The following is a 24,917-nucleotide window of genomic DNA, read 5'->3' as shown; positions in this document are numbered from 1 at the left end:
GGCTCAGCCGATCGAGCGATCAGAGGCCGTTGAACTTGTAGCTGAACCCGGCGCGGACCAGGTTGCCCTCGGTGGTGAAGCGCGAGGTGTAGGAGCCGCGCGGCGCCGCGCCGGCGGCCGGCGTGAAGCCGGTGTTGTTGACGAGCACGTTGCGGCTGCCGAGGTCGTAGTGCAGGTACTCGGCCTTGATCGTCACGGCCTGGGACTGGATGCCGAGCAGCCCCAGGAGGCTGAAGCGGGCCAGGAGCGAGTCGGTCGGCAGGGCGTACTCGATGCCGCCGCCATAGGCGTAGCCGGTGGCGATGTCGTTGTAGCGGCCGGCATAGGCCAGGGCGCCGCCCCCGGTGTAGAAGTTGGCGCGGTAATCCACGCCACCATAGGCGAAGCCGCCCATGCCGTAGACGAAGAGGCGGTCGAAGGCGTAGCCGGCGCGGCCGACGACGGTGCCGAGCCAGGACAGCTCCTGACGGAAGGCGCTCGGATCGGGCGTGAAGTTGTTCGCGGCGAGACGCGGGCCGAGATAGAAGGTGTTCTTGTGGATGTCGTTCCAGGCCCAGTCCGCCTGGACGCCGACCACGACGCCCGAGCCCGGCGTGAACTGGTAGTTGTAGCCGAAGCCGCCGCCGATATTGGCCAGCCCGTCCTGCTCGTTGCTCACCACCGGCGGGCGACGCAGGGTCGCGACGTTGCCGATCGTGTTGGTCGGCGCGACATCGTTGCCGATGGTGGTGATGCGCTGGCGGTCGGTGAAGGTGTAGTCGGTGTGCAGGCCGGCATAGAAGCCGGTCCAGGTGAAGACCGGAACGGCGGTGAAGACCGGCGGCGGGGCGACCCGGCGCGGCAGGTCCGCGGCCGAGGCCGCTCCGGCGAGGAGCGACGTCGCGGCGCCGGCGAGCATGAACTTCTTGAACACTGGAGGACGCCCCGTTTGAGCGAAATTGTGGCCGCAGGCTAGCTTGGGCATGGCCGGACGCCTATGACCGCCGCGCCACACTCGGCCGTCGACCGGCCGGGTTTCCGAATTTTTTCCGTGCGCTGCCGCACCGGGCGGCCGGCCACCTGCGAGGCGCCATGTCGGCAGACGATTCGGCGGACGACTTGCCCGTTCGAAAGGGCCCGAAGGCCCTGATGATCCAGGGCACCGGCTCGGATGTCGGCAAGTCGCTGATCGTCGCCGGGCTCGCCCGCGCCTTCGCGCGACGGGGCCTGCGGGTGCGGCCGTTCAAGCCGCAGAACATGTCGAACAACGCCGCCGTCACGGCCGATGGCGGCGAGATCGGCCGTGCCCAGGCGCTCCAGGCCCGGGCGGCGGGCGTCGCGCCCTCCGTCCACATGAATCCGGTGCTGCTGAAGCCCCAGAGCGAGATCGGCTCGCAGGTGGTGGTGCAGGGGCGGATGGTCGGCACGGTCCGGGCGCGGGAATACCAGGACTGGAAGCCGCGGCTCCTCGCCTCGGTCGTCGAGAGCTTCGGGCGCCTGCGGTCGGAATCCGACCTGGTCCTGGTCGAGGGGGCGGGGTCGGCCTCCGAGGTGAACCTGCGCCGCGGCGACATCGCCAATATGGGGTTCGCCCGCGCCACCGGGACGCCGGTGATCCTGCTCGGCGACATCGACCGCGGCGGGGTGATCGCGAGCCTCGTCGGCACGAAGGCGGTCATCGACCCGGAGGATGCCGCGATGGTGCGGGGCTTCCTGGTCAACCGGTTTCGCGGCGACCCGGCGCTGTTTGCCGACGGCATGAGCCTGATCGCCGCCCGCACCGGCTGGGAGGCCCTGGGGCTGATCCCGCATTTCCCCGAGGCCGCCCAGTTGCCGGCGGAGGACATCCTGGGATTGCGCGGCGCCGAGAAGCCGGGGGCCAAGGTGGTGGCGGTGCCGGTCCTGCCCCGCATCGCCAATTTCGACGACCTCGATCCCCTGCGGGCCGAGCCGGGGGTGAGCGTGGTGCTGGTCGAGCCCGGCCGTCCGATCCCGGCCGAGGCCGACCTCGTGCTGCTGCCGGGCTCGAAGACCACGATCCCCGACCTCGCCTTCCTGCGCCAGCAGGGGTGGGACATCGACATCCTGGCCCATCGCCGCCGCGGCGGACGGGTGCTCGGGCTGTGCGGCGGCTACCAGATGCTCGGCACGATCCTGAGCGATCCGCAGGGCATCGAGGGGCCGCCCGGCACGGTGGCGGGCTTGGGCCTTCTCGACGTCGAGACCGTTCTGACCGCCGAGAAGCGGCTCGCCGCGGCGAGCGGCGTCAGCCTGCCGGACGGGACGCCCTTCACCGGCTACGAGATGCATGTCGGCGAGACCGACGGCCCCGATTGCGCCCGCCCGCTCCTGCGCCTCGCCGACGGCCGCCGCGACGGCGCGGTCTCGGCCGACGGGCTCGTCAGCGGCACCTACGTCCACGGGCTGTTCTCCGACGAGGGCCAGCGCGCCCTGTGGCTCTCCCGCCTCGGCGCCGCGCCGGGCCCGGAGGCCTACGAGGCGGTGATCGAGCGCGTGCTCGACGGCCTGGCGGACCACCTCGAGGCCCATGTCGATTGCGACCGGCTGCTCGCCTTGGCAGAGTGATTCGGTTCGGGTGCCAAGAACGAGGTCTTGTTCGAATCGATCGTCGGTTTCGACACCCTCCTCGTCATTCCGGGGCCGCGAAGCGGAGCCCGGAGTCCAGAACCGCGGAACGGTCAGGATCAAGCGGACAGCATTCCACTTCATTCTGTTCCACCTGGGCGTCTGGATTCCGGGCTCCGCTTTCGCGGCCCCGGAATGACTTGATGGATTCGAGATCTAGGGGCAATAACCGAGAAATATTTGGAAATATAAGTTTTCTCTCCGAAACAACCTTACGAAAACGTCATCCTGCACTCAGCATTCGTTCAGCCATCGAGGCGCGTCATCGCGCCTGACGGACCAGGAGGGCATGGGCATGGCGGTCGATCCGCGTCGGACGGCGCTCGCCCTCGGGCGGTTCGGGCTCGGCGCCCGGCCGGGCGATCTCGCCCGGGGCGAGCCGGTCGAGGAGGTGTTGCGCCGCGAGATCCTGGCCGGCACCGTGCCCCTGCCGACCGGGCCGGACCTGGGCTCGACGCCGACCCTGCTCACCGCCCTTCGCGCCGAGGAGCAGGCCCGCAAGCTCGCCCGCGCGGCGAGCCCGGACGCGCCGATGCCGGAAGGCCCGCCGGCCCCGTCGATCGAGCAGCGCACCTATCAGGCCGAGGTGGCGGCCCGCCTCGCCCTGGCGCGGGAGGCGCAGACCGGCTTCATCGAGCGCCTGGTGTGGTTCTGGGCCAACCACTTCACCGTCTCGGCGGCACGGGGGCCGCAAATCCGGGTCAGCGCCGGCGCCTTCGAGCGCGAGGCGATCCGCCCGCACGTGCTCGGACGCTTCCGCGACCTGCTGCTCGCCGCCGCGACCCATCCGGCGATGCTGATCTACCTCGACAACGTCGCCTCGATCGGCCCCAACTCGCCGGCCGGCCTGCGCAGGGGGAATGGTCCGGGAAAGGGCCTCAACGAGAATCTCGGCCGCGAGCTTCTCGAACTCCACACGCTCGGCGTCGATGGCGGCTACGGCCAGGACGACGTGACGGCGCTCGCCCGCATCCTCACCGGCTGGTCGCTGCACCGCGACGGCAATGCCGAGGGGCTGCCGGGCGCGACCGCCTTCCGGCGCGGCGCCCACGAGCCGGGCGCCGTGACGCTGCTCGGCCGCACCTATCTCGATGTCGGGCCCGAGCAGCTGCGCATGGCCCTCGACGACCTCGCCGCGCATCCGTCGACCGCCCGCCACGTCGCCACGCGGCTTGCCCGCCACTTCGTCGCCGACGACCCGCCCCCCGCCCTGGTGGCGCGCCTGGCGCGGACCTTCCTCGACCAGGACGGCGACCTGTCGCGGGTTGTGCTGGCGCTCGTCGAGGCGCCGGAGGCCTGGGAGCCGGTGCAGCGCAAGATCCGCTCGCCGCAGGAATTCACCGTCGCGGCGATGCGCGGGCTCGCGCTTGCGCCGGATCCCCGGATGGCGATGGGTGGGCTCGCGGCGTTGGGCCAGCCGTTCTGGTCCGCCCCGGCCCCGAACGGCTATGCCGACGATGCCGGCACCTGGGCCTCGCCGGAGGGCTTGCGGGCCCGGCTCGACCTCGCCGCCCGGACCGGCCAGCTCGCCGCCGGCACCGACCCGATGGCGTTCGCCGAGGCGGTTCTGGGCCCGCTCGCCACCGACGAGACCCGGACAGTGATCCGCCGGGCCGAGAGCCGGGCACAGGGCGTCGCCCTCGTCCTGATGGCCCCCGAATTCCAGCGACGGTGATCCCCATGGAAGACTCCTGCGAGTTCCATCCGAGCCGCCGGGCGATCCTCGGCACCGCGGGCGCGCTGTTCGCCTGGGGCGCCATTCCCCGCACGGCGTATGCGGCGCCCGGCGCCCGGGACGCCCGCCTCGTCGTGGTGATCCTGCGCGGCGCCCTCGACGGGCTCTCGGCGGTGGCACCGCTCGGCGACCCTGCTTACGCGGATCTGCGCCCCGGCATCGCGCTCACCCGCGACGGGCCCGCGGCGGCGCTCCCCCTCGACGGCTTCTTCTCCCTGCATCCGGCATTGCCGACCTTCGCCCGGCTCTACGCCGCCCGGCAGGCCCTGGTGGTCCATGCCGCTGCCACCGGCTACCGCGAGCGCTCGCATTTCGACGGGCAGGACGTGCTCGAGAGCGGCCAGCCCGGCCCCGGCCACACCGCGAGCGGCTGGCTCAACCGCCTCGTCGCCGCCCTGCCGGCGGGGGAGGGCATCCCGCCCCGCAGCGCGCTCGGCGTCGGGGTGGTGCCGCCCTTGATCCTGCGCGGCCCCGCCCCGGTCCTCGGCTGGGCGCCGCCGCGCCTGCCGCGGGCGAGCGACGAACTCGGACGGCGGGTGCTCGGCCTCTACGAGGCGCACGACCCGATGCTGGCCGCCGCCCTCGCCCACGGCCTCGACGTCGATGCCCTGGCCAAAGGCGAATCAAAGGGCGGGCCGAAGGGGAACGGGGGCCTGCGCGGCCTCGCCGAGGGCGCGGCCCGGCTGATCGCCGCCGATGACGGCCCGCGCATCGCGGCGCTCGCCCTCGACGGCTGGGACACCCACGCCGACGAGGGCGGCGCCACCGGCCGCCTCGCCGGTCTGCTCGGCGGGCTCGACGGCGTGTTCTCGGTGTTTTCCGAGATCCTGGCGCCGCGCTGGTCCGACACCGCGATCCTGGTGGTCACCGAGTTCGGCCGCACCGCCCGGGTCAACGGGACCACCGGCACCGATCACGGCACCGGCACGGTGGCGTTCCTCCTCGGCGGCGCGGTGCGCGGCGGCCGGGTGCTGGCGGATTGGCCGGGCCTCGGCCCCGCCCAGCTCCGGGACGGCCGCGACCTCGCCCCCACCATCGACGTCCGGGCCATCGCCAAGGGCTTGGCCGCGGATCTGTTCGGGCTGTCGCCGGGGGTGCTCGGGCGCAGCGTGTTTCCAGGCACGGAAGCGTTGCGGCCGGTGGGTGGGTTGGTGGTGTAGGTGGTGATGGAGTTAGAATGCGAAAATTCGGACTCCACATCCGGGCATCAAATCACGCTCCAGCCAACAAAGCGCGGGATCCCCTGTTCCGTATGGGAGAGGGGTTAGGGGCGATCGAAGATCGCGCAGGGTGGTGACGGTGCCGCAATGGCCCTGAACTGTCGAGCTGCGCAGCTCCACGGTCGGAGATTCATTCTGAACCCGAGCCACCTCACGCGGGATCGTCGATCCCCCGGCCCCTCTCCCGCACGGGAGAGGGGAGGCGCGCCATTCTTCTTCCCGGACAGCCCTCAGCCCGCGGGGAGAGGGGGATCCCGCGCTCACGAATTCACCCGCCGAGTCAAACGCTCGACGTGGTCTCCAATCACCGCGACGCCAGCGCGGGCACCGCCGGCTCGCCGTCCCGCGGCAGGGTGGTCTGCCAGACGGTGCCGCTGCTGCCCTTCTGGTAGCCGTCGTCGTAGAGGCGGCGCATATAGGCGGTGTCGAAGCCCTGGGACGCCGGGACTTCGGGGATGCGCCGGTCGATATAGGTCAGGTTGAAGCCCATGCCGTTGCGGCGGGCGAAGGCCTGGGTGCTGGCGAGCGTCGCCCGGGCGCGGGAGCGCCCGACGGTCGAGAGCGAGCGGACCGCGATCGGCAGGGTGCCGTTCTGCACCACGTCGAAGCTCGGCTCGATGCGGCCGTTGATGACGACGTAGATGTTGGGCGTGCCGCGGCTCGTGGCGATGCGCCCGTCCTGGGTCAGGAAGGCCTCGGGCAGGGTGAAGACCGGGGTCACCACCGAGCCGTCGACATGCATCTCCTGGAAGGCATGGTTGCCGGCCTGGGCGTCGATCAGCATCGGCGGGAAGACCGCCGGCACGCTGGCGGACGCCGTCAGCACGTCACGGAAGAGGTCGACGGCATTGGGCTGGCCGCTCGCCGCGATCGCACCCATGTCCCAGATCACGGCGCGCTGCGAATCGAGGTTGGTGGTGACGACGAGGAGCCGCCGGCCCTTGCGGTGCTCCTCGGCCACCGCCGCCAGCAGGTCGGGCGTCACGTAGCGCCCGACGAGGTCGCGCAGGCGCGCATCGCCGAACAGGCCGTCGCCGGTCAGCACGTTGAGGGGGTTGGGCGAGCGCACCAGGGTCGCGGCCTCGCCGCTGGTGTAGATCTGGCGCAGATAGCCGTCATAAGCCGGCCCGAGGAAGGCGAAGGGCGCGATCAGCGCGCCGGTCGAGACACCCGAGACCATGGTGAAGGTCGGCCGCTTGCCGGTCTCACTCCAGCCGTTGAGCACGCCGGCGCCGTAGGCTCCGTCGCCGCCGCCGCCCGAGAGGGCGAGGTAGCTGAACGGCTCGCGCGAGGCCTTCACCCGGTCGGCCACCGCCGCGAAGCTGCGGGCCGAGCCGTCGGCCCAGAACCGCACGTCCGGAGCCTGGCCCGGCACGGTGGCGGCGGCGGCGTCCGCCGCGCTGTAGGGGGTGCGCGGCAGCGAGGCGCAGGCGGCTCCTTGCGCGCCGATCAGGGCCACCGCGAGGCCCCGGATCCAGGTCGACCGAAGGGACACGATCATCACACCACGAGTTTCACCCAGCCACCCCGCCGGGAGTATCCAACGAATACGGCGAAACGGCAACGCTTATGGCAAAGCTTGGGGTGTCGATCGGTTCCCGTCTGTGATCACTCGGCGGCCTTCGGACTGCCGGCGCGGCGGCCGAAATCCGGCTCGGCGGTCTCCTGGCCGACCGCGACGATGCCGCGGCGGATCGCCCGGGTACGGGTGAAGAGCGCGTGCAGGGCCTCGCCGTCGTCCCAGCGGATGGCGCGGGCGAGCGCCGACAGGTCCTCGTTGAAGCGGCCCAGCATCTCCAGCACCGCCTCCTTGTTGGTGAGGAAGATGTCGCGCCACATCGTCGGATCGGAGGCGGCGATGCGGGTGAAATCGCGAAAGCCGCCGGCCGAGAACTTGATCACCTCGGACTGGGTCACGGTCTCGAGGTCGGCGGCGGTGCCGACGATGTTGTAGGCGATGAGGTGCGGGACGTGGCTGGTGATCGCCAGAACGAGGTCGTGGTGGGCGGGCGTCATCGTCTCGACGACGGAGCCCAAGCCCTCCCAGAATGCCCGCACCCGCGCCACCGCCGCAGGATCCGTGCCCTCGGGCGGGGTCAGGATGCACCAGCGGCCGTGGAACAGGCTGGCAAAGCCCGCATCCGGCCCGGAATGCTCGGTGCCGGCGACCGGATGGGCGGGCACGAAGCCGACGCCCGCCGGCAGGTGCGGCCCGGCCGCCGCCACTACCGCGGCCTTGACCGAGCCGACATCCGACAGGATCGCGCCGGGTGCCAGCGACCCGGCGATCTCGGCCGCCACCGCCCCGATGGCGCCGACCGGCACGCACAGGATCACCAGGTCCGCCCCGGCGACGCCCGCCGCGAGGTCGGTCGTGGCCTCGTCGGCGATCTGAAGCGCGCGCACCCGCTCGATCACGCCCGGGTCGCGGTCGATGGCGACGATCGTTTGAGCGAGCCCGCCCGCCCGGGCGCCGCGGGCGATCGACGAGCCGATCAGCCCAAGGCCGATGATGGCAAGCCGCCGGAACGCCTCAGCCACGCCGGGCGCCCTTCACGAACTCGGTCAGCGCCGCGATGACGGCCTCGTTGGCCTCGGCGGTGCCGATCGTCATGCGCAGGGCGTTCGGCATTCCGTAGGCGCCGACCCGGCGCAGGATCATCCCGCGGGCGGTGAGGTAGGCGTCCGCATCCGCCGCTGTACGCCCGGCCTCGTCGGGGAAGTGGATCAGCACGAAGTTGCCGACGCTCGGCGTCACCGCAAGGCCGAGGTCCTCCAGCGCCTTCGTCACCTTCGGCAGCCACGCGTCATTGTGGGCCACCGCCTTGGCGATGTGAGCGTCGTCCGCCATCGCGGCGGCACCGGCCGCGATGGCGGCGGCGCCGAGGTTGAACGGGCCGCGGATGCGGTTGACCGCGTCGGCGATCGCGGCGGGCGCCACCATCCAGCCGATGCGGAGCGCGGCGAGGCCGTACACCTTCGAGAAGGTGCGGGTCATCACCACGTTCTCGTGCTCGGCCACCAGCTCCAGGCCGGCGGCATAGTCGTTGCGCCGGACATACTCGGCATAGGCCGCGTCGAGGACCAGCAACGTGGTCTTCGGCAGGCCGGCATGGAGGCGCCGCACCTCGTCGAAGGGCAGGTAGGTGCCGGTCGGGTTGTTGGGGTTGGCGAGGTAGACGATGCGGGTCTTGTCGGTCACCGCCGCCAGCAGCGCGTCGACGTCGGTGGTATGGTCGCGCTCCGGCGCCACCACCGGCACCCCGCCCGCCGCCAGGATGGCGATGCGGTAGACCAGGAAGCCGTATTGCGAATACAGCCCCTCGTCGCCCGGGCCCATATAGGCGTAAGTGAGGAGCGACAGCAGCTCGTCCGAGCCGGCGCCGCAGACGATCCGCTCGGGATCGAGGCCGTATTTCTGCGCGATGGCCTGGCGGAGCTTGGTGGCGCTGCCGTCCGGGTAGAGCTCCAGATGCGCCGCCGTCTCCTGCGCCGCCGCGACCGCCGCCGGGCTCGGGCCGAGCGGCGTCTCGTTCGAGGACAGCTTGTGCAGCTTCACGCCCGCCGGCGCCGCGCTCTTGCCCGGGACATAGGCCTCGATCGCGAGGACACCGGGACGCGGGACGGGGCGGAGGGCGGCGGCGGGCGTCTCGGTCGAGGAGAACATGGGCGAACCTTGGGGTCGGCGTCGAACAACGTCACGCCGTCTAGAGCAAGTCGCGGCCTTTGGGAAACGGCGCGACAAGCGCGGGAGCCCTGCGCCGGGCACGGCGGCGATTCGCCGGTGCGCCGCGAGGAGCGCCCGGTAGCGCGGGCGGGCGCGGGGCGATACATCAGGGGCACGAGCCGCCCGTCCCGGCGCGGCCGCGACCCGCCGGATTCATGCGCAGCCAACGCCCGATGATCGCCCCATGCGCCGCCTGATCGTCGAGGAACCCGTCACCCGGGCGGCCCCCTGGGCCTTGCGCCTCGCCTGGCTCTCCCTCGCGGTGGTCGGCCTGTCGCTGCTCCTCGTGCGCGACCCGCGGGCGGAGACCGGGGCGGCCCTCGCGGCCTTGGGCTCCGGGGTCGGGCTCGCGGCTTTGGCGGTGCTGCTCGCGCTGGCGGCCTTCGTGCGGATCTGGCGCGAGGGCGCGCGCGGCCTCGGCGTTGCGGCCGGCGGCCTCCTGCTCGCGGCCGTGGTCCTGGCCTATCCGGCCTATATGGCGGTGCGTGGCGTGATGCTGCCGCCGCTCACCGACGTCTCGACCGATGTCGAGACCCCGCCGGCCTTCTCGCGCTCCCGCGCCGCCTGGCAGGCGCGGGGCTGGCGCCTGCCACGGGATTCCGGTCCCGCCGCCCGGGCGCTCCAGCGCGAGGCCTATCCGCAGATCGCCCCGCTCACCCTCGATCTCGGCCCCGACGAGGCCTTCGCGCTCGCCATGAAGGCGGCGCAGAACCGCAAGTGGCAGGTCGTGGAATCCTACAAGCCCGGCGGCCGGGCGGGTAACGGCCGCATCGAGGCGGTGGTGCGCTCGCGCCTGCTCGGGCTGCCCTACGACGTGGCGGTGCGCCTGCACCCGCGGGCCGACGGAACCCGCATCGACGTACGCTCCGCGACCCGCTTCGGCGACCGGGATTACGGGCAGAATGCGGATCACATCCGGGCATATCTGGACGAGATCGGGAACCTGGCGTTGGCGGTGAAGTAGGCGGGTCCTTCCGAGACGTTTGATCCCACGGTTTGATGGGGCACTCCTCACGCGCGGGTGGAAGGATGCGGCTATGGGCCAGGTTCGCCATGGCTGCGCACAACGATTGCGGCAATCCGTCGAGCGATCCACCCTGGTCGAGACAGCTTGAGGCAGCCCGCGGCGCACTGCACAGCGGGCTCGAGGGGCTTCCGGCATGCTCCCGCGCTGCCCCGTTGGTCCTGATGCACCCTGAGCCCAGCACGACGGCGACACGCCTGCAACGGGCAGCTCCGCTCATGCCGGGCTTCAGCATCCGCGAGGCGGGCCCGAACCCGGCTCGCCCGCTTCCGCAGCGATCCTGGCGCCTGTCTCGACGTCATCGAACGAGAAGCTCAACAGCAAACGTCGTCGTCCCGGTTTTTCGGGAAACCTTCCGGCGCTTCGAGCGTAGCGTTGACTTCAGACATTCCGCCAGAGGATCGAGTGCGATGGAACCGATGAAGCCCATGGAACCGATGAAACCCATGGAACCGATGAAGGGCTCCGAGCCCTGGTGGCCGCAGGAGCTCGGCCAGCCCTCGACCAGCGGTGGCCAGAACGGCATGCGCTACGCGTTCTTCCCCGACAAGCAGCGGCTTCTCGTCGAGACCGACGGCAAGCTGGTCACCTACGATAGCGGCGACCACCGCATCAGCGGCGTCTCCCAGTCGAACGGCCGGGCACCGAGCTTCACCACCCAGGATGGCGACGTGAACGTCAGCGACCTCAAGGTCGTGGATTGAGGGACGCGCCGGCACGCGTTCCTCCCGCGCCGGGTCTGGCCACGGCGCGGGACGGCCCTGTGCGAGCGGACGACCGGCGCTCGATGGTCTGGGGCACGTCGCGCGCCGGTCCGGGCTTGGCGCCGATCCGCCGGGTGACCGACCTCGCGAACGCCGACACGAACGGGGAGGCTGCGAACGACCGGGCCTTGGCGACCCAGCAATCCCTGGCCGTGTCCTCGCTGTCGCTGGCGAGCCGAATCAGCCAGGGCAGCATTCGGCTGCTACGCTGACATCGACGGTCGCGGCGGAGGAGCCCGGCAGGGCTTCGCTGCCGCCAAGGAATGCGGGCGCATGGGAGAGGATGCACCGTCTCCGAGCACGTAGCCGCCCGGATTCCGGCTTGACCCTAAATCCCGGTGCGAGGGAGGGCATCAAACCCTGACGCATGAGGAGGGTCAGAGCCTGTTCGAGCGGATCGGTCTGACCGAAGCTGGAGCGGATCATGGAATATCCTATTCTTCCACCCCGGGCTGAGGTCTGAGGATGGGATGATCCCGGCGTACTCAAATCTTTATATAAAAATTCCGCTCGAACAGAATTTCAGGCAATCGTTGGACGCATGGGCAGGGAAGGGCAGAATGGCCGCCTCACCCCGGCCGATACTCCGAATCCAATGCCGGCAACCCGTCGGTCACGACCCGCCCGCGCTCGACCAGATCCTCCAGATGGGCAAAGACCGAGAGCGCGGCCGCCGGCCGCAACATCGGGTCGAGGCCGGAATAGAGTGCGGCGACGAGGCCCGGGATGGTGCGCTCGCCGGAGGCCACCCGCTCGACGATGCCGGTTTCGCGGGCGCGGCGGTGGCTGAGCAGGCCGCGCACGAAGCGCTGCGGCTCGCGCACCGGGCCGCCATGGCCGGGCCAGTAGATGCTCTCGGACCGGCCGCGCAACTTGTCGAGGGAGGCCATGTAGGCGCCCATCGATCCGTCCGGCGGCGCCACGATGCTGGTCGACCAGGCCATGACGTGGTCGCCCGAGAACAGGGTGTCCTCCTCGAGCAACGAGAAGGCGAGGTGGTTCATGGTGTGGCCGGGGGTGGCCAAGGCCGTCAGGGTCCAGCCGGGCCCCGCGACGCTCTCGCCCTCGCTCAGCTCGCGGTCCGGCCGGTGGTCGGCATCGCCCGCCGCGTCGAGCCGTCCCTGTTCGGCGCCGCGCACGGCACGGGCCGGCCGGTGCGGGCCGCAGCCGAGGATCGGGGCGCCGGTCGCGGCGGCGAGCGGGCGGGCGCCGGGCGAGTGGTCGCGATGGGTGTGGGTGACGAGGATCGCCTCGATGGTTTCCCCGTCGAGGGCGGAGAGCAGCGCCGCCCGGTGCGCCGGGTGGTCCGGGCCGGGATCGATCACCGCCACGCGGCCATGCCCGACCAGGTAGGTGCAGGTGCCGCTCTGGGTGAAGGGCCCGGAATTCGGGCAGACCAGCCGCCGGATCAGCGGCGACACCGCCTCGACCCGGCCGCTCGCCGGGGCCTCGCGCAGGAAGGTCGGCGCCGCCTCCGGCGCCTCGGACTCGCTCATCGGACGGCCTCAAGCGGCGTTGACGACCCGTCGGGGTTAGCCGGCGCGCCTCACCCTGTCGAGGGGAGGCGCGCGCCTCAACTCGCCATCCACGCCCAGCACAGCAGGCCTGCGAAGAACAGGCCGGAACTCACGAAAACGGCCGCGACTTCGCGGAACGACGACAGACGATTCTCGAGCGCGGGCGACATGGCGAACGACGATGCGGGAGGGAGCCGGGCGGAAGCCTCGGCGGGGATGAGTTTCGTCACGAGCCCCTGTGAATCGCAAGCGCCGTCACGGCGTCCTCCCCCGGAAGACCGTCCCTGTCTCCGGCCGGCAACAGAATCCGCCGCCTCGGCTCAGCGGAACGGGGAGGGCACCACGATCCGCATCGGGCCGGCGGTCGCGTCGCTCACGACTTCGGCAAAGCCGAGGTTGCCGGAGGCGTAGCGCAGGCGGCCGAACCCGCCGGTCTTCTCGGCGGTCAGCGAGCGGCGGAACTCCGCCCGCGCCCGCTCCAGCCGGCTCACGTCCAGGGTGCGGTCGAGGTCGCGCCGCTCGCCCGGCGAGAGGATCGCCGCGCGGCGGAAATCGACGAAGCGGGCCTCCCCGCCCCAGCCGCGGCCCGCGAAGACCTGGGCTCCCGTGCCGCCCGCCACCGCGTCGCCGGGCCGGAGGGTCGTGTCGGTGAGGAGCAGCCGGGCATAGCCGCCCGGGCCCGGGCTGCAGGTGCAGTTCTGGATCCGCTTGCTGCGATGGGCGAAGGCGGCGGCGAGGCTGCGATAGGGCTTGCCGGTCCGGCTCACGGCCTGGTCGAGCTCCTCGCCGGCCCGCACCGTATAGAGGGCGGTCTCCGCCCCCGGGCAGGCCGCCGCGCAGGCCTGCTCCTGCTCGGGCGGCGCGGTCCGTCCGTCGAGATTGGCGAGCGGAAACAGGTAGCCGTCGCAGGTGCGCACGCAGACCGTGCGGGCAGGGTTGCCGGCGCCGGTGTGGCGGCTCGCGGCGGCGTCATCGGTCCGGCGCGGGGAGGCGGATTGCGCGACCGCGGCCCGCGGCCGCGGCGCCGGATCGGTCCAGCGCGGCCGCTCGACCGTCGCCTTCGCCGGCCGGCTCGTCCAGCGCGCCCGCCGCTCGCCCAGGGACGCCTCCGGCCGCGGCGCCCGCGCCGGCAGGCCGAGGCTGCGCGGCACGTCGCCGAGCAGGAAGTCGAGCACGCCGGCATCGTCCGCCGCGTGGACCAGGGTGGTGCCCGCCCCGACGCCCCCGATGCCGAGGAGCGCGCCGAGCGCCAGCGCGCGGGCGAAGGCACGCGTCCGGGCGCCGCCGGATGGAGTCGAGGGGAAGTTCACGGGATGCCTCACCAAAGGTTAAGGCGAATTAACGAGTCGTCGGGGACTCATGCAACTGCGGAAAAGCGCTGAGATAACAGTTTCCTGACTCGATGCCGGCAGCGGGGTGATTCGGTGTCCGGCAGGCGGCCGTCGCGCGGACCGCGCCACCGTTCGGGCTCTGGTGCGTTGTGGAGGGGAACGGCGGCAGCGTGCGGACCGCCCGCCAGAAGGAGATGGGCCATGGATTCCGACCGGATCATCGGCGCTGGCAAGGAGCTCGGCGGCAAGGTGCAGCAGCGATTCGGCGAGTGGACGGGCGATGCCGGCACCCAGGCGCAAGGGCTCGCCGACCAAGCGGCGGGCGCGGCCCGCAACGTCTACGGCCAGGCCAAGGACGGGGTGAGGGACGCGGTGCGCGGCCTCGCCGATACGGCGCCCGACTATGCCGACCAGGCCCTCGAGACCGGGCGCCGGACGTACCGGCGCGCCGACCGGGCGGTAGCCCGCCAGATCGGCGACCACCACCTCGCCGCCCTGCTGGTGGCGGGCGGGATCGGCTACGTCTTCGGCTGGCTGCTCCACAACCGCCGCTGACGACCGTTCCCTCGGGACCGGTGACGCCTGCGGACGTCGCCGGTCCTGTGCTCCCGCCGCCACGCCCGTCGAAATCCCTGTGCACCACCCCCCGATCCCGCTTGAGGCAACGCCCCGTTGAGTGCGAGCCCGGCAGGATGGCCGTCTGGCCGGGACGGGAGCGCGGATGGGTATCGAGGGGTTCGTCGTCGACGGGCTGACGCAGGACGCGCAACGCCGCGCCGCGGATCCGCGGGCCTCGGCCTGGGTGTCGGCCAATGCCGGGGCGGGCAAGACCAAGGTGCTCACCGACCGGGTGGTGCGCCTGTTGCTGCACGGCGCGGCCCCGGCTAAGATCCTCTGCCTCACCTTCACCAAGGCCGCCGCCGCCAACATGGCGATCCGGGTGTTCGAACGCCTTGGCCGCTGGGTCACCCTCGACGAGGCGTCCTTGCGCACCGAACTGACGGCGCTCGAGGGCGAGGCACCGGACGGCGCCACCCTGCGCCGCGCCCGGCGCCTGTTCGCTCGCGCCGTCGAGACGCCGGGCGGGCTCAAGATCGAGACCCTGCACGCCCTGTGCGAGCGCCTGCTCCACCTCGTGCCGTTCGAGGCCAACGTGCCGGCCCGTTTCGTGGTGCTGGACGAGGCCCAGACCCGCGAGGCGATCGACCGCACGATCGACAACGTGCTCGCCGACGCGGTCGATACCCGCCATCCCGATCTCGCGGCGGCGCTGAGCCTCGTCGCCCCCGAGGCGGCGGGCGAAACCTTGCGCCGCGCGATGACGGCGGCGGTGCAGAATCGCGGCCTGATCGGCCACAAGGACGGGCTGCCGGCGCGCCTGGCCGCCTTGCGCGGCGCGCTAGGGCTTGGCGCCGACGAGACGCTTCCGGCGATCGAGGCGCGGATGCTCGAGGGCGGGCCCGACCTTGCCGGGCTGATCGCGGCGCTCCGCACCGGCAAGGCCAACGACGAGAAGCGCGCCGACGCCCTGGCGCTCGCTCTCTCCGCCACCGGCCCGGCCCGGCTGACGCTGACCCTCGCGGCCTTCTTCAAGGACGAGGGCGAGGGCGACCCCTACGCCGCCTCGTCGCTCGGCACCAAGTCGGTCCCGGCCGATGCCAAGGAGGCGCTGCTCGCCGAGCAGGCCCGGCTCGGAGGGCTTCGAGACCGCCTCAAGGCCGCCCGGGCCTTTGCCCGCACCGAGGCCCTGTTCACGCTCGCCGCCGAGATCCACCGCCGGATGGAGGCGCAGAAGGCGCGCCTCGGCGCCCTCGATTTCGACGACCTGATCCACAAGACCCTCGACCTGCTGACGCGGGTCGATTCGGCCTGGGTGCTGTACAAGCTCGACCGCGGCGTCGACCACGTGCTGATCGACGAGGCGCAGGACACCAACCCGCAGCAATGGGAGATCCTGCGCCGGATCACCGAGGATTTCTGTGCCGGCGAGGGGGCCCGCGAGGCGGGCCAGGGCCTCGCCCGCACCCGCTTCGCCGTCGGCGACCCGAAGCAGTCGATCTACAGCTTTCAAGGCGCCGCGCCGGAAGAGTTCGAGACCACGCGACGGGCCTGGCGCCGGGAATCGGAAGGGGCCGGGCTGCCGTTTGCCGATGTCGGCCTGACCCTGTCGTTCCGTTCCGCGATCGGCGTCCTGCAGGCGGTCGACGCCACCTTCGCGCTGGCGGACCATTATCGCGGCCTGTCCTTCGGCGACGCGGCCATCGGCACCGCGCATTCCACCGCCCGGGTGCGGGCGCCGGGCCAGATCGAGCTGTGGCCGGTCGAGCGGCCGAGCGCCGAGGAGGAGCCCGACGCCTGGACCCATCCGGTCGACGCGATCGAGGCCGGGGCGCCGGCCCTCGTCACCGCCCGCCGGGTCGCCAGGGCGGTGCGCCTCTGGACCACCGCGGGCGACGAATCCGGCCGGGTCTGGCGGCCCGGCGAGGTCCTGATCCTGGTGCGCAAGCGCTCGGCCGCCTTCGAGGGCGTGATCCGGGCGCTCAAGGCCGAGGGCGTGCCGGTGGCCGGCCAGGACCGCCTCGACATCGCCGCCCACATCGCGGTCCTCGATCTCGTCGCCGCCGGCCGCGCCGCCCTGCTGCCGCAGGACGACCTGACGCTCGCGACCGCGTTGAAGACGCCCCTCGTCGGCCTCACCGACGACGACCTCGTCGCCATCGCCGCCGGGCGCGACCCGGCGGAATCCCTGGTCGCGGCGTTGCGGCGCCGGGCCGAGGCCGGCGACCCGGCCGCCCTCCGCGGCGTCGCTGCCCTCGACGGCTGGGCCTTGCTCGCCCGCGAGCACGGGCCGTTCGGCTTCTACGCCGAGCTCCTAGGGCCGCGCGGCGGCCGTGCGCTGCTGGTCCAGCGCCTCGGCGGCGAGGCGGGGGACGCCATCGACGTCTTCCTCACCGCCGCCGCCCAGGCCGAGGCCGGACCGGACGCGCCCTCGCTGACCGGCTTCCTGTCCCGTTACGCCCCGAGCGGCGGGCGCGATGCCGGCGGCCATACGGTGAAGCGCGACCTCGATTCCGCCCGCGACGAGGTGCGGGTGATGACCGTGCACGGTGCCAAGGGCCTGGAAGCGCCCCTGGTCCTGGTGCTCGACGGCTGCGATGCGCTGGGCCGCGATCCGCCCCTGGTCCCGATCCGGCTCAAGGACGGCAGCACGGTGCCGGTCTGGTCGAGCGCCAAGGCGCATGACAGCCCGGCGATCACCCGTGCCCGCGACGCGCTCCACGCCAAGGCCGGCGAGGAGCACAACCGGCTGCTCTACGTCGCGATGACCCGGGCCAAGGACCGGCTGGTGGTCGCGCCCTATTCCGGCAACGACAAGGAGACGCCGGCCGAGGCCTGGTGCGAGATGATCCGCCGCGGCCTGGTGCAGCGGCTCGGCGGCGTCGAGGTGGCGGAGATGCCATACGGCCCGGCCGAGAGCTGGCGCGAGGGCGCGGCCCTGCCGGAGGCACCCGCCGCACCCGCGGGGGTCGAGGAACCGGCCCTGGTGCCGGACTGGCTCCATCGTCCGGTCGTGCCCGAGGCCGAGCCGCTGCCGCCGCTTCGCCCCTCGGGGCTAGGCGCCGCCGACGAGCCGCGCCGGTCGGATGCCCGCTCCAGCGACCCGGCGGCCCGCCGCCGCGGCGTGCTGGTCCATGCCCTCTTGGAGCACCTGCCGAGCCTCGCGCCCGAGCGCCGGCCGGCGGCGGCGCAAGCGTTCGTCGCCGCCCGCGCCCCGGGCCTCGATCCGGACAGGCGCGGGACGATCGCCGCGGAGGCCCTGCGCCTCCTCGACGATCCCGACCTTGCGGTGCTGTTCGGCCCTGCCGCCCGGGCCGAGGTGACGCTCGCCGGCAGCATCGAGGTCGGAGGCGTCGCGCGCCCGGTGCATGGCCGGGTCGATCGCATCGCGGTGACGGAGGAGGCGGTCTGGCTCGTCGATTTCAAGACCGGCCGCCCCCCGGCGCCCGGCGCGCCGACGCCGCGGGGTCAGGCGGCGCAGGTCGCGCTCTATGCCCGCCTCCTCGCGACGATCTATCCGGACCGGCCCCTGTACCCGCTGCTCGTCTGGACCGCCGGCCCGATCGTCCGCCGCCTCACGCCAGAGGAATGCGACGCCGCCCTCGACACGCTGGCGTGAGCGAGGGTGCTCCACCGCACGAGTGAAGCGGGGATGGCTTGGCCGTGACGCTTGATCGGCCCCGGTGCGGTTCTTACCTTCTGTTTCACGCGAGCCGGTCCGCGCCGTCGGCCGGCTTCATGACGAGAAGGATTTTTGGCGATGGCAACCGTGAAGGTGACCGACGCGAGCTTCGAGCAGGACGTGCTGCAATCGGCCGAGCCCGTGGTCGTCGATTTCTGGGCCGAGTGGTGCGGCCCGTGCCGGGCGATCGGTCCGGCGCTGGAGGAGATCTCCAGCGAGATGAACGGCCGGGTGAAGATCGCCAAGGTCAACGTGGACGAGAATCCCGGCATCTCGGCCCAATACGGCATCCGCTCGATTCCGACCCTGATGATCTTCAAGGGCGGCGAGCTAGCCGGCCAGAAGGTGGGCGCGGCCCCGAAGGGCGAACTGGCCCGCTGGATCCAGGCCAGCGCCTGAGCGCATCGACTCCGGCGAATGCCGAGAAGCCCGGCCGAGAGGCCGGGCTTTCTCATGTCGGGCGTGGACGAGCGTACGTGGTCGATGACGCCGCCGCCGCCTCACCCCCGCCGCAGCAGGGGCCGCGCGCTTCCCGGGCCATGGGCGACCCAGATCGCCTCGCAGGCCGCCTGCCGGTCGCGCCGCAGCCGGGTGTCGAGGTCGTCGAGGGCTGCCTGGAGGCGGACGGAGCGGGTCTTCTGGAAGAAGTCGGCGTGGTTCAGCCGCATCTGTGACGAGAAGGCCCGGAAATGATCGGCATCGATCCGGACGCCGTCGCATTTCCGGCTGGCGAGGTCGGCCTCGAGGCCGGAGAGCAGCACCGGATCCTGCGGTGTCGCCTGTTCCCGATGCGGCTGGGCCGTGAAGCCGAAGGCGATCCAGGACGCGACGGCGAGGGCGGACGCAACGGACGATCGCAGGATCATGGGTGTGCTCGACATGGCGCCATCGACGAGGTTGCGCCGAAAACGAGCAACGACCAGCGCCGTTCCTGATCGGACGGTCTGTCATGTGCGCGGGCGCACGCCCGCGATCGGGCTCGTCTCGGGCGGGTCCATGCGTGATGGGCGGGTGGTGCCGCCTGTCCTTACGTGGGGTCGCGATCGATCCAGGCCGGGTCCATCGCCGCGACATCGTCCACCGGAGCACTCCCGTCGAACGGCGGCGGCCGGGGGGGCTCACCTCGGATCAGGCTCTCGGCCTCGTCGTGATCGACCTCGCGCATCTGCTCGGCGAGCAGCGCGAGGTAGCTCGCCGCCGCGGCCGTGCCGAACAACTCGGCAAAGCGCGCATGGGCGACCGCCGTCATCGTCTCGACCACCGCCTCCGGCGGGCTGCCGGCCTCGACGGCGTTGTCGAACACCGCCCGCCAGGCCCGGGACAGGCGCTCGCGTAAGTCGAAGGTGTCGTCCACGGGTCGGCCTCGTGCGGGCCGGGAACGGCCGACCCGGATTATGGACGCGCGGGCGGTCGGTTTCCAGGCGGGGGGTTCCCATCGGTCGGCCGGGTACGATATCCGCCGCGGCGGTCGCCGCGCGGCGGCCAGGGAGAACAACGCGATGAAACTCTACGGCACCAGCCTGTCGCCCTTCGTCCGCAAGGTGCTCGTCGTCCTCGCCGAGAAGGGCATCGAGGTCCAGCACGTGCCGCTGCGCTTCCACGACCCCGATCCGCGCTTCCAGGCGGCGAGCCCGTTCGGCAAGATCCCGGCCCTGGAGGACGGGGATGTCCGGCTCGCCGATTCCTCGGCGATCATCCACTACCTGGAGCGTAAGCACCCGGAGCCGGCGATGCTGCCGGCAGGTGCGCACGATCTCGGCCGGGCGATCTGGTTCGACGAGGTCGGCGATACCGAGCTGTTTCCGGTACTGATCAAGCCCTTCGTCCAGCGGGTGCTGCGGCCAAAGATGATGAACCAGCCCTGCGACGAGGCGGTTGTCGCCAAGTGCATGGGCGAGGAGCTGCCGCGGCTGTTCGATTATCTCGAAGGGGTGATCGACGGGCCGTATCTCGTCGGCGGCGCCTTCGGTCTGGCCGACATCTCGGTCGCGACGACGTTCCACAACCTGCATCTGGCCGGCGAGGCGGTCGATGCGGGGCGCTGGCCGAAGCTGGCGTCCTACTTCACTGGCATCCTGGAGCGCCCGTCGTTCCAGACGGCGATCGCGGCCCGGCAAGGCTGAACGAGGACCGCTTAGAAAGGGAGGGAGAGGGGGCTTTTCCGCGTCCCCTCTCTCAGCGTCCCTTGGCGCTGCGGCGGTAGAAGCCGTCGACCTGGGCCTGGGCCTCGGCCCGGTCCCGCTCGTTGGCCGCCGCCATCGCCTGCTCCTGCAGGGTGACGATCCACTGATCCTTCGGCCCCTCCGCGGCGTCGCGGGCGAGCGTCAGCCAGGCGAGACCCCGGGCGCGCTGCACCGTGACGCCCTGGCCGTTGATCAGGAGCTGTCCGAGCAGCGCTTGCGCCGCCGGATGCCCCTTCTCGGCGGCGAGGTTGAACCAGCGCGCCGCCTGGCGCGGGTCCTGGCCCACGCCGGTCCCGTCGAGATAGAGCCGGGCGAGGTTGTACTGCGCGTTCGGGTCCCCGTAATAGGTCGCCGCGTAGTTGAACATGTCGTAGGCGCGCTCGACGTTCGCGCGGACGTAGGAGCCCTTGATCCCGTCGAGGAAGTAGCGGCCGAGCGCCGTGAAGGCGCTCGCCACCACGCCGGCATTCGGCGCCTCCGGTCCCTCGTCGGCATTCTCGTCGGCGATCTTCGAGAAGAACTCGAACGCCTTGAGGTCGTCGTGCGGGACCCCGTCGCCCTCCGCATACATGCGGCCGAGCTTCCACAGGGCGAGCGCGTGGCCCTGGCCGGCGGCGTATTCGAGGGCGCGCGCCGCGCCCTCCTTGTCGCCGGCATTGTAGTCGCGCATGCCCGTCCGCATCGCCTCGCGGGCGTTGCGGTAGCCCGTTGCCGCGGGCACCGGGGTCCGCACCGCGGCGTCGAGCGCCGCAGCGGGACCCGCCCCGGCCATGGTCAGGCCGAGCAGCGCGAGGAGGAACCGGCGACCTGCCCGCTTGGGCAGGCCGGCCTCAGATATCCGCATAGGAGAGCGTCTCCTGGGCCCCGCCCGGATGCGTCACCGCGCCGGTCACCGCCGGGCCGACGGTCTGCGCGTATTTCCACAGGTAGCCCGAGGTCGAATCGTTGGCCCGCGGCTGCCAGGCCGCGCGGCGCCGGGCCAGCTCGTCGTCCGTGAGGTCGACCGAGAGCGTGCCCTGGATCGCGTCGATGCGGATCATGTCGCCGTCCTGCAGGAGGCCGATCGGCCCACCCACCGCGGCTTCGGGCCCGACATGGCCGATGCAGAAGCCGCGGGTGGCGCCCGAGAAGCGCCCGTCGGTGATGAGCGCCACCTTGTCGCCCATGCCCTGGCCGTAGAGGGCGGCGGTGGTCGCCAGCATCTCGCGCATGCCGGGGCCGCCGCGCGGGCCCTCGTAGCGGATCACCAGGACCTCGCCCTCCTTGTAGCTGCGGTTCTTCACCGCCTCGAAGCAGAGTTCCTCGTTGTCGAAGACCCGGGCCGGGCCGGCGAAGGTCTGCTTCTCCGGCGGCATGCCGGCGACCTTCACGATCGCGCCTTCCGGCGCCAGGTTGCCCTTGAGGCCGACCACGCCGCCGGTCGCGGTGATCGGCTGGCTGGAGGGACGCACCACGTCCTGCTGGGCGTTCCACGCCACCTTGGCGAGGTTCTCGGCGATGGTGCGGCCGGTGACGGTGATGCAGTCGCCGTGGAGGAAGCCGCCGTCGAGCAGCGTCTTCATCAGGAGCGGGATGCCGCCGACCTCGAACAGGTCCTTGGCGACGTAGCGCCCGCCGGGCTTCAGGTCGGCGATGTAGGGGGTGCGCTTGAAGATCTCGGCGACGTCGAAGAGATCGAACTCGATGCCGCATTCATGGGCGATCGCCGGGAGATGCAAAGCCGCATTGGTCGAGCCGCCGGAGGCCGCCACCACGGTCGCGGCGTTCTCGAGCGCCTTGCGGGTGACGATGTCGCGCGGGCGGATGTTCTTGGCGAGGAGCTCCATCACCATCTCGCCGGCGGTGGCGCAGAACCGGTCGCGGATCTCGTAGGGCGCGGGGGCGCCGGCCGAGTAGGGGAGCGCCAGGCCGATTGCCTCGGACACGGTCGCCATGGTGTTGGCGGTGAACTGCGCGCCGCAGGCGCCGGCCGACGGGCAGGCGACCTGCTCCAGCTCCTCGAGGTCGTCGTCGCTCATCGCGCCGACCGAGTGCTTGCCGACCGCCTCGAACAGGTCCTGGATGGTGACCGGCTGGCCGCGGAAGGTGCCGGGCAGGATCGAGCCGCCATAGATGAAGACGGAAGGCACGTTGAGGCGCACCATCGCCATCATCATGCCGGGCAGGGACTTGTCGCAGCCGGCAAGGCCCACCAGCGCGTCGTAGGCGTGGCCGCGCATGGTGAGTTCCACCGAATCGGCGATCACCTCGCGGGACGGCAGCGAGGCGCGCATGCCGCGATGCCCCATGGCGATGCCGTCGGTGACCGTGATGGTGCAGAATTCCCGCGGCGTGCCGCCGGCCGCCGCCACGCCCTTCTTCACGGCCTGGGCCTGGCGCATCAGCGAGATGTTGCAGGGCGCCGCCTCGTTCCAGCACGAGGCCACGCCGATCAGCGGCTGGTGGATCTGCTCGCGGGTCAGGCCCATGGCGTAGAGGTACGACCGGTGCGGCGCGCGCTCGGGACCCTCGGTCACGTAGCGGCTGGGCAGCTTCGATTTGTCGGTGGTGTGACGCGCGTCCATGGCCCTGTCCCGTACCCGTAGTTTCTTGAAAGGCCGGTGTTTCCCCGGTCCCGCTCCCTGCACCGCCCTGGGACGGCTCACGCGAAACGAACCCGTTGCCGGTTCAATCCGCCAGCGCCGCCCGCGATCCCCGGGAACCCGGGACGACCACGATAAATCACTGTAGGGACAGTCGTTTAACGTGACGGTTGAGGTGCCGCCGGTTTATGGCGGGAACGCGGCGGTGCGGGGGGCGGTCTGGGGCAAAGCTGGGATGCTTTCGCGGTGTGGCGGCCTCGCCACAGCTAAGCTTGCGGGGAGGCTCTGACAGGCGAGGCGGTCGGTCGTCGGCATGGGTGGAGAGTGCCGGTTGTTTGTGCCCGGCGTGAGGCGCGACCCGTTCGGGAATGTGGCTTGTGGAGGGACTGCGTGAGGCGATCGGCCGACGACGGGCGCGACGCGCCACATCGGTCCGGAGAGCCTGATTTTCAGCAACAGTCCCGACCCACAGGGTCATCCCGGGGCCGCGCAGCGGAACCCGGGATCCATAACCGCTGACGAAGTAGGACGAAGCGGGCCGCGTTCCGCTTCATTCTGAACGATCAGCGGTTATGGATCCCGGGTTCTCGTCTTCGACGAGCCCCGGGATGACATCGAGGATGTCGGAAACGTCCTTTCGGAACCTGCGGGCCGTACCTTCACCCTCACACCGACCGCGGCGCCGCCACCCGTTGGCGCAACCCCGCGATCACCGCCCGGAGCGTTCCGGCCTCGGCCTCCGCCGCATCGGTTCGGGCGTAGATGCGGTCATGCACGAAGGACAGCTTGCCGATCGTCGCCGGCGTCATCCGGAACGGGTACAGGTCGGGCTGGCCCATGCTGCGGTTGAGCGAGTTCATCGCGAAGGTCAGCGGCAGCCAGGCCTCGATCAGCCGGCCGAAATCCGGGCTGCGATAGGGGTCGAAATCGACCTTCGCGGCGAGCGTGATCGGTGTGTGGAGCGCCGGGCCGGCCTGGAGCTTGGGCTGGACCCTGACGCCGAACTGGCTCGCGGTCTCCAGCGTGTCGACGATGTGCATGTAATGGGCCCAGGTCTCGGCGAAATCCTCCCAGGGGTGGGAGGTGGCGTAGGCCGACACGAAGGTCTCCTGCCAGCCTTCGGCCGGGCCGTGGGCGTAGTGGCGCTGGAGCGCGGCGCCGTAATCGGCCCGCTCGTCGCCGAACGCCGTCCGGAACGCGTCGAGGCAGGGATCGGCCCGCACCAGCACGTTCCAGAAATAATGCCCGATCTCGTGGCGGAAGTGCCCGAGCAATGTGCGGTAGTGCTCGCCGAACTGGGTGCGCCGCCGCTCTCTCTCGACGTCGTCGGCCTCCGCGATGTTGAGGGTGATGAGGCCGTTATCGTGCCCGGTCAGCACCGGCGGGCCGGTGAGGTAGGCTTCCGCCGGATCGACCAGGAAGTCGAAGGCGAGGCCGGTCGGGTCCTCGCGACGGGAGGCGAGCGGCAGGCGCAGGCGCAGCATGGCGTAGAACAGCCGGCGCTTGGCCGCCTCGACCTCGCGCCAGCGGGTCTGGTTCCAGGGAATCGACAGGTCCGGCACCACCCGGTTGTGCCGGCAGGCGAGGCAGTAGGTCTCGCCCGAGCCCGCGGGAACGAGCCAGTTGCAGCCGCCCGACGCCCGGTTGGCGCAAGGACGGTACTTCCGGCGCGGATCGGCGAGGCCGCGCCAGCGCGAGCCGGCCCGCAGCATCGCCGTCATGTCGGTCAGTTCGGGATCGTAGCCGAGCCGGCATTCGCAGCTCTCGCAGGCATCGGCCTCGAAATGGGCCGGCTGCGCGCAGGCCTGGCACTGGAAGATCTTCATCGCGGCGTCCGGACGGGCCCCGCGGGACGAAGGGGGGAAACCCGACGGGGCCAATCGTCAAGGGCTTTCCCGCCCGGAGGTTCCGTGCAGGACGGCACGGGACTTGCCTCAATTTTTCGCCATGCCGCCCGGGGCCGGTGCCG

At 71.7% G+C, this 24,917-nt stretch carries 22 protein-coding genes; 10 read left to right on the top strand and 12 right to left on the bottom strand.

All coding sequences use genetic code 11. The features are described 5' to 3' along the window. Nucleotides 1-19: 19 nt before the first annotated feature. Nucleotides 20-913: an outer membrane protein gene (locus tag F1D61_RS22470; RefSeq protein WP_203154327.1), complete on the bottom strand. Its 894-nt coding sequence runs from the start codon at nucleotides 911-913 to the stop codon at nucleotides 20-22. A gap of 215 nt (nucleotides 914-1,128) precedes the next feature. Between F1D61_RS22470 and F1D61_RS22465 the strand changes: the two genes are divergently transcribed. The 3 genes from F1D61_RS22465 to F1D61_RS22455 all read left to right on the top strand — a co-directional run bounded on the left by F1D61_RS22465 (nucleotide 1,129) and on the right by F1D61_RS22455 (nucleotide 5,520). Continuing rightward, nucleotides 1,129-2,565, top strand: coding sequence for a cobyric acid synthase (locus tag F1D61_RS22465; protein ID WP_203154326.1), 1,437 nt, complete (start codon nucleotides 1,129-1,131; stop codon nucleotides 2,563-2,565). A 355-nt stretch (nucleotides 2,566-2,920) separates the two neighbouring features. Beyond that, entirely contained in the window at nucleotides 2,921-4,300 is a 1,380-nt protein-coding gene (locus F1D61_RS22460; protein WP_246775476.1) for a DUF1800 domain-containing protein, read from the top strand. A 5-nt stretch (nucleotides 4,301-4,305) separates the two neighbouring features. Continuing rightward, complete coding sequence (locus tag F1D61_RS22455) at nucleotides 4,306-5,520, top strand: DUF1501 domain-containing protein (RefSeq protein WP_203154324.1); 1,215 nt, start codon at nucleotides 4,306-4,308, stop codon at nucleotides 5,518-5,520. Nucleotides 5,521-5,884: 364 nt separating this feature from the next. Here the strand turns inward: F1D61_RS22455 and F1D61_RS22450 are convergent, their stop codons facing one another. The 3 genes from F1D61_RS22450 to hisC all read right to left on the bottom strand — a co-directional run bounded on the left by F1D61_RS22450 (nucleotide 5,885) and on the right by hisC (nucleotide 9,247). Continuing rightward, entirely contained in the window at nucleotides 5,885-7,081 is a 1,197-nt protein-coding gene (locus F1D61_RS22450; protein ID WP_203154323.1) for a patatin-like phospholipase family protein, read from the bottom strand. Nucleotides 7,082-7,188: 107 nt separating this feature from the next. Beyond that, entirely contained in the window at nucleotides 7,189-8,121 is a 933-nt protein-coding gene (locus tag F1D61_RS22445; protein ID WP_203154322.1) for a prephenate/arogenate dehydrogenase family protein, read from the bottom strand. Continuing rightward, nucleotides 8,114-9,247 (bottom strand): histidinol-phosphate transaminase, encoded by a 1,134-nt coding sequence (gene hisC / locus F1D61_RS22440; RefSeq protein WP_203154321.1) that lies wholly within the window; start codon nucleotides 9,245-9,247, stop codon nucleotides 8,114-8,116. Before hisC ends, F1D61_RS22445 begins: the two co-directional genes overlap by 8 nt. A 244-nt stretch (nucleotides 9,248-9,491) precedes the next feature. Between hisC and F1D61_RS22435 the strand changes: the two genes are divergently transcribed. The 3 genes from F1D61_RS22435 to F1D61_RS22425 all read left to right on the top strand — a co-directional run bounded on the left by F1D61_RS22435 (nucleotide 9,492) and on the right by F1D61_RS22425 (nucleotide 11,307). Continuing rightward, a complete protein-coding gene (locus tag F1D61_RS22435; RefSeq protein ID WP_203154320.1) occupies nucleotides 9,492-10,271 on the top strand; it encodes a DUF1499 domain-containing protein in 780 nt (259 codons plus the stop codon). Nucleotides 10,272-10,777: 506 nt separating this feature from the next. After that, nucleotides 10,778-11,035 (top strand): hypothetical protein, encoded by a 258-nt coding sequence (locus F1D61_RS22430; RefSeq protein ID WP_348649385.1) that lies wholly within the window; start codon nucleotides 10,778-10,780, stop codon nucleotides 11,033-11,035. Between the two features lie 83 nt (nucleotides 11,036-11,118). Next, nucleotides 11,119-11,307 (top strand): hypothetical protein, encoded by a 189-nt coding sequence (locus F1D61_RS22425; protein ID WP_203154318.1) that lies wholly within the window; start codon nucleotides 11,119-11,121, stop codon nucleotides 11,305-11,307. A 357-nt stretch (nucleotides 11,308-11,664) separates the two neighbouring features. On the opposite strand, the gene F1D61_RS22420 is transcribed toward F1D61_RS22425, so the two are convergent. The 3 genes from F1D61_RS22420 to F1D61_RS22410 all read right to left on the bottom strand — a co-directional run bounded on the left by F1D61_RS22420 (nucleotide 11,665) and on the right by F1D61_RS22410 (nucleotide 13,922). Further along, complete coding sequence (locus F1D61_RS22420) at nucleotides 11,665-12,591, bottom strand: MBL fold metallo-hydrolase (protein ID WP_203154317.1); 927 nt, start codon at nucleotides 12,589-12,591, stop codon at nucleotides 11,665-11,667. A gap of 77 nt (nucleotides 12,592-12,668) precedes the next feature. After that, on the bottom strand, nucleotides 12,669-12,842 hold the full coding sequence (locus tag F1D61_RS22415) for a hypothetical protein (RefSeq protein ID WP_203154316.1): 174 nt from the start codon (nucleotides 12,840-12,842) through the stop codon (nucleotides 12,669-12,671). Nucleotides 12,843-12,932: 90 nt separating this feature from the next. Then, nucleotides 12,933-13,922: a DUF2865 domain-containing protein gene (locus tag F1D61_RS22410; RefSeq protein WP_246775475.1), complete on the bottom strand. Its 990-nt coding sequence runs from the start codon at nucleotides 13,920-13,922 to the stop codon at nucleotides 12,933-12,935. 222 nt (nucleotides 13,923-14,144) lie between these two features. On the opposite strand from F1D61_RS22410, the gene F1D61_RS22405 reads away from it, so the two are divergent. From F1D61_RS22405 to trxA, 3 genes are all read left to right on the top strand, one after another. After that, the gene (locus tag F1D61_RS22405) at nucleotides 14,145-14,498 is read left to right on the top strand and encodes a CsbD family protein (protein ID WP_203154315.1); all 354 of its coding nucleotides are present in this window, start codon (nucleotides 14,145-14,147) and stop codon (nucleotides 14,496-14,498) included. A gap of 166 nt (nucleotides 14,499-14,664) precedes the next feature. Then, nucleotides 14,665-18,120, top strand: a complete 3,456-nt coding sequence (gene addA, locus F1D61_RS22400) for a double-strand break repair helicase AddA (protein ID WP_203154314.1) — start codon at nucleotides 14,665-14,667, stop codon at nucleotides 18,118-18,120. Between the two features lie 141 nt (nucleotides 18,121-18,261). Next, nucleotides 18,262-18,582 (top strand): thioredoxin, encoded by a 321-nt coding sequence (gene trxA, locus F1D61_RS22395; protein ID WP_203154313.1) that lies wholly within the window; start codon nucleotides 18,262-18,264, stop codon nucleotides 18,580-18,582. 101 nt (nucleotides 18,583-18,683) lie between these two features. Here the strand turns inward: trxA and F1D61_RS22390 are convergent, their stop codons facing one another. Both F1D61_RS22390 and F1D61_RS22385 read right to left on the bottom strand, forming a co-directional pair. Continuing rightward, a complete protein-coding gene (locus tag F1D61_RS22390; RefSeq protein ID WP_203154312.1) occupies nucleotides 18,684-19,064 on the bottom strand; it encodes a hypothetical protein in 381 nt (126 codons plus the stop codon). 146 nt (nucleotides 19,065-19,210) lie between these two features. Continuing rightward, nucleotides 19,211-19,537, bottom strand: coding sequence for a hypothetical protein (locus F1D61_RS22385; protein WP_246775474.1), 327 nt, complete (start codon nucleotides 19,535-19,537; stop codon nucleotides 19,211-19,213). Between the two features lie 145 nt (nucleotides 19,538-19,682). On the opposite strand from F1D61_RS22385, the gene F1D61_RS22380 reads away from it, so the two are divergent. Beyond that, nucleotides 19,683-20,306, top strand: coding sequence for a glutathione S-transferase family protein (locus F1D61_RS22380; RefSeq protein ID WP_203154311.1), 624 nt, complete (start codon nucleotides 19,683-19,685; stop codon nucleotides 20,304-20,306). A gap of 52 nt (nucleotides 20,307-20,358) precedes the next feature. Here the strand turns inward: F1D61_RS22380 and F1D61_RS22375 are convergent, their stop codons facing one another. From F1D61_RS22375 to F1D61_RS22365, 3 genes are all read right to left on the bottom strand, one after another. Further along, entirely contained in the window at nucleotides 20,359-21,210 is an 852-nt protein-coding gene (locus F1D61_RS22375) for a tetratricopeptide repeat protein (RefSeq protein ID WP_203154310.1), read from the bottom strand. Then, nucleotides 21,197-22,930: a dihydroxy-acid dehydratase gene (gene ilvD, locus F1D61_RS22370; protein ID WP_203154309.1), complete on the bottom strand. Its 1,734-nt coding sequence runs from the start codon at nucleotides 22,928-22,930 to the stop codon at nucleotides 21,197-21,199. The genes F1D61_RS22375 and ilvD overlap by 14 nt, the downstream gene beginning before the upstream one ends. A 683-nt stretch (nucleotides 22,931-23,613) precedes the next feature. Beyond that, a complete protein-coding gene (locus F1D61_RS22365; protein WP_203154308.1) occupies nucleotides 23,614-24,774 on the bottom strand; it encodes a zinc-binding metallopeptidase family protein in 1,161 nt (386 codons plus the stop codon). Nucleotides 24,775-24,917 lie beyond the last annotated feature (143 nt).

The sequence above is a fragment of the Methylobacterium aquaticum genome (genome assembly GCF_016804325.1).
Lineage (GTDB): Bacteria > Pseudomonadota > Alphaproteobacteria > Rhizobiales > Beijerinckiaceae > Methylobacterium > Methylobacterium aquaticum_C.
This window is presented reverse-complemented; position numbering and strand designations above follow the sequence as displayed.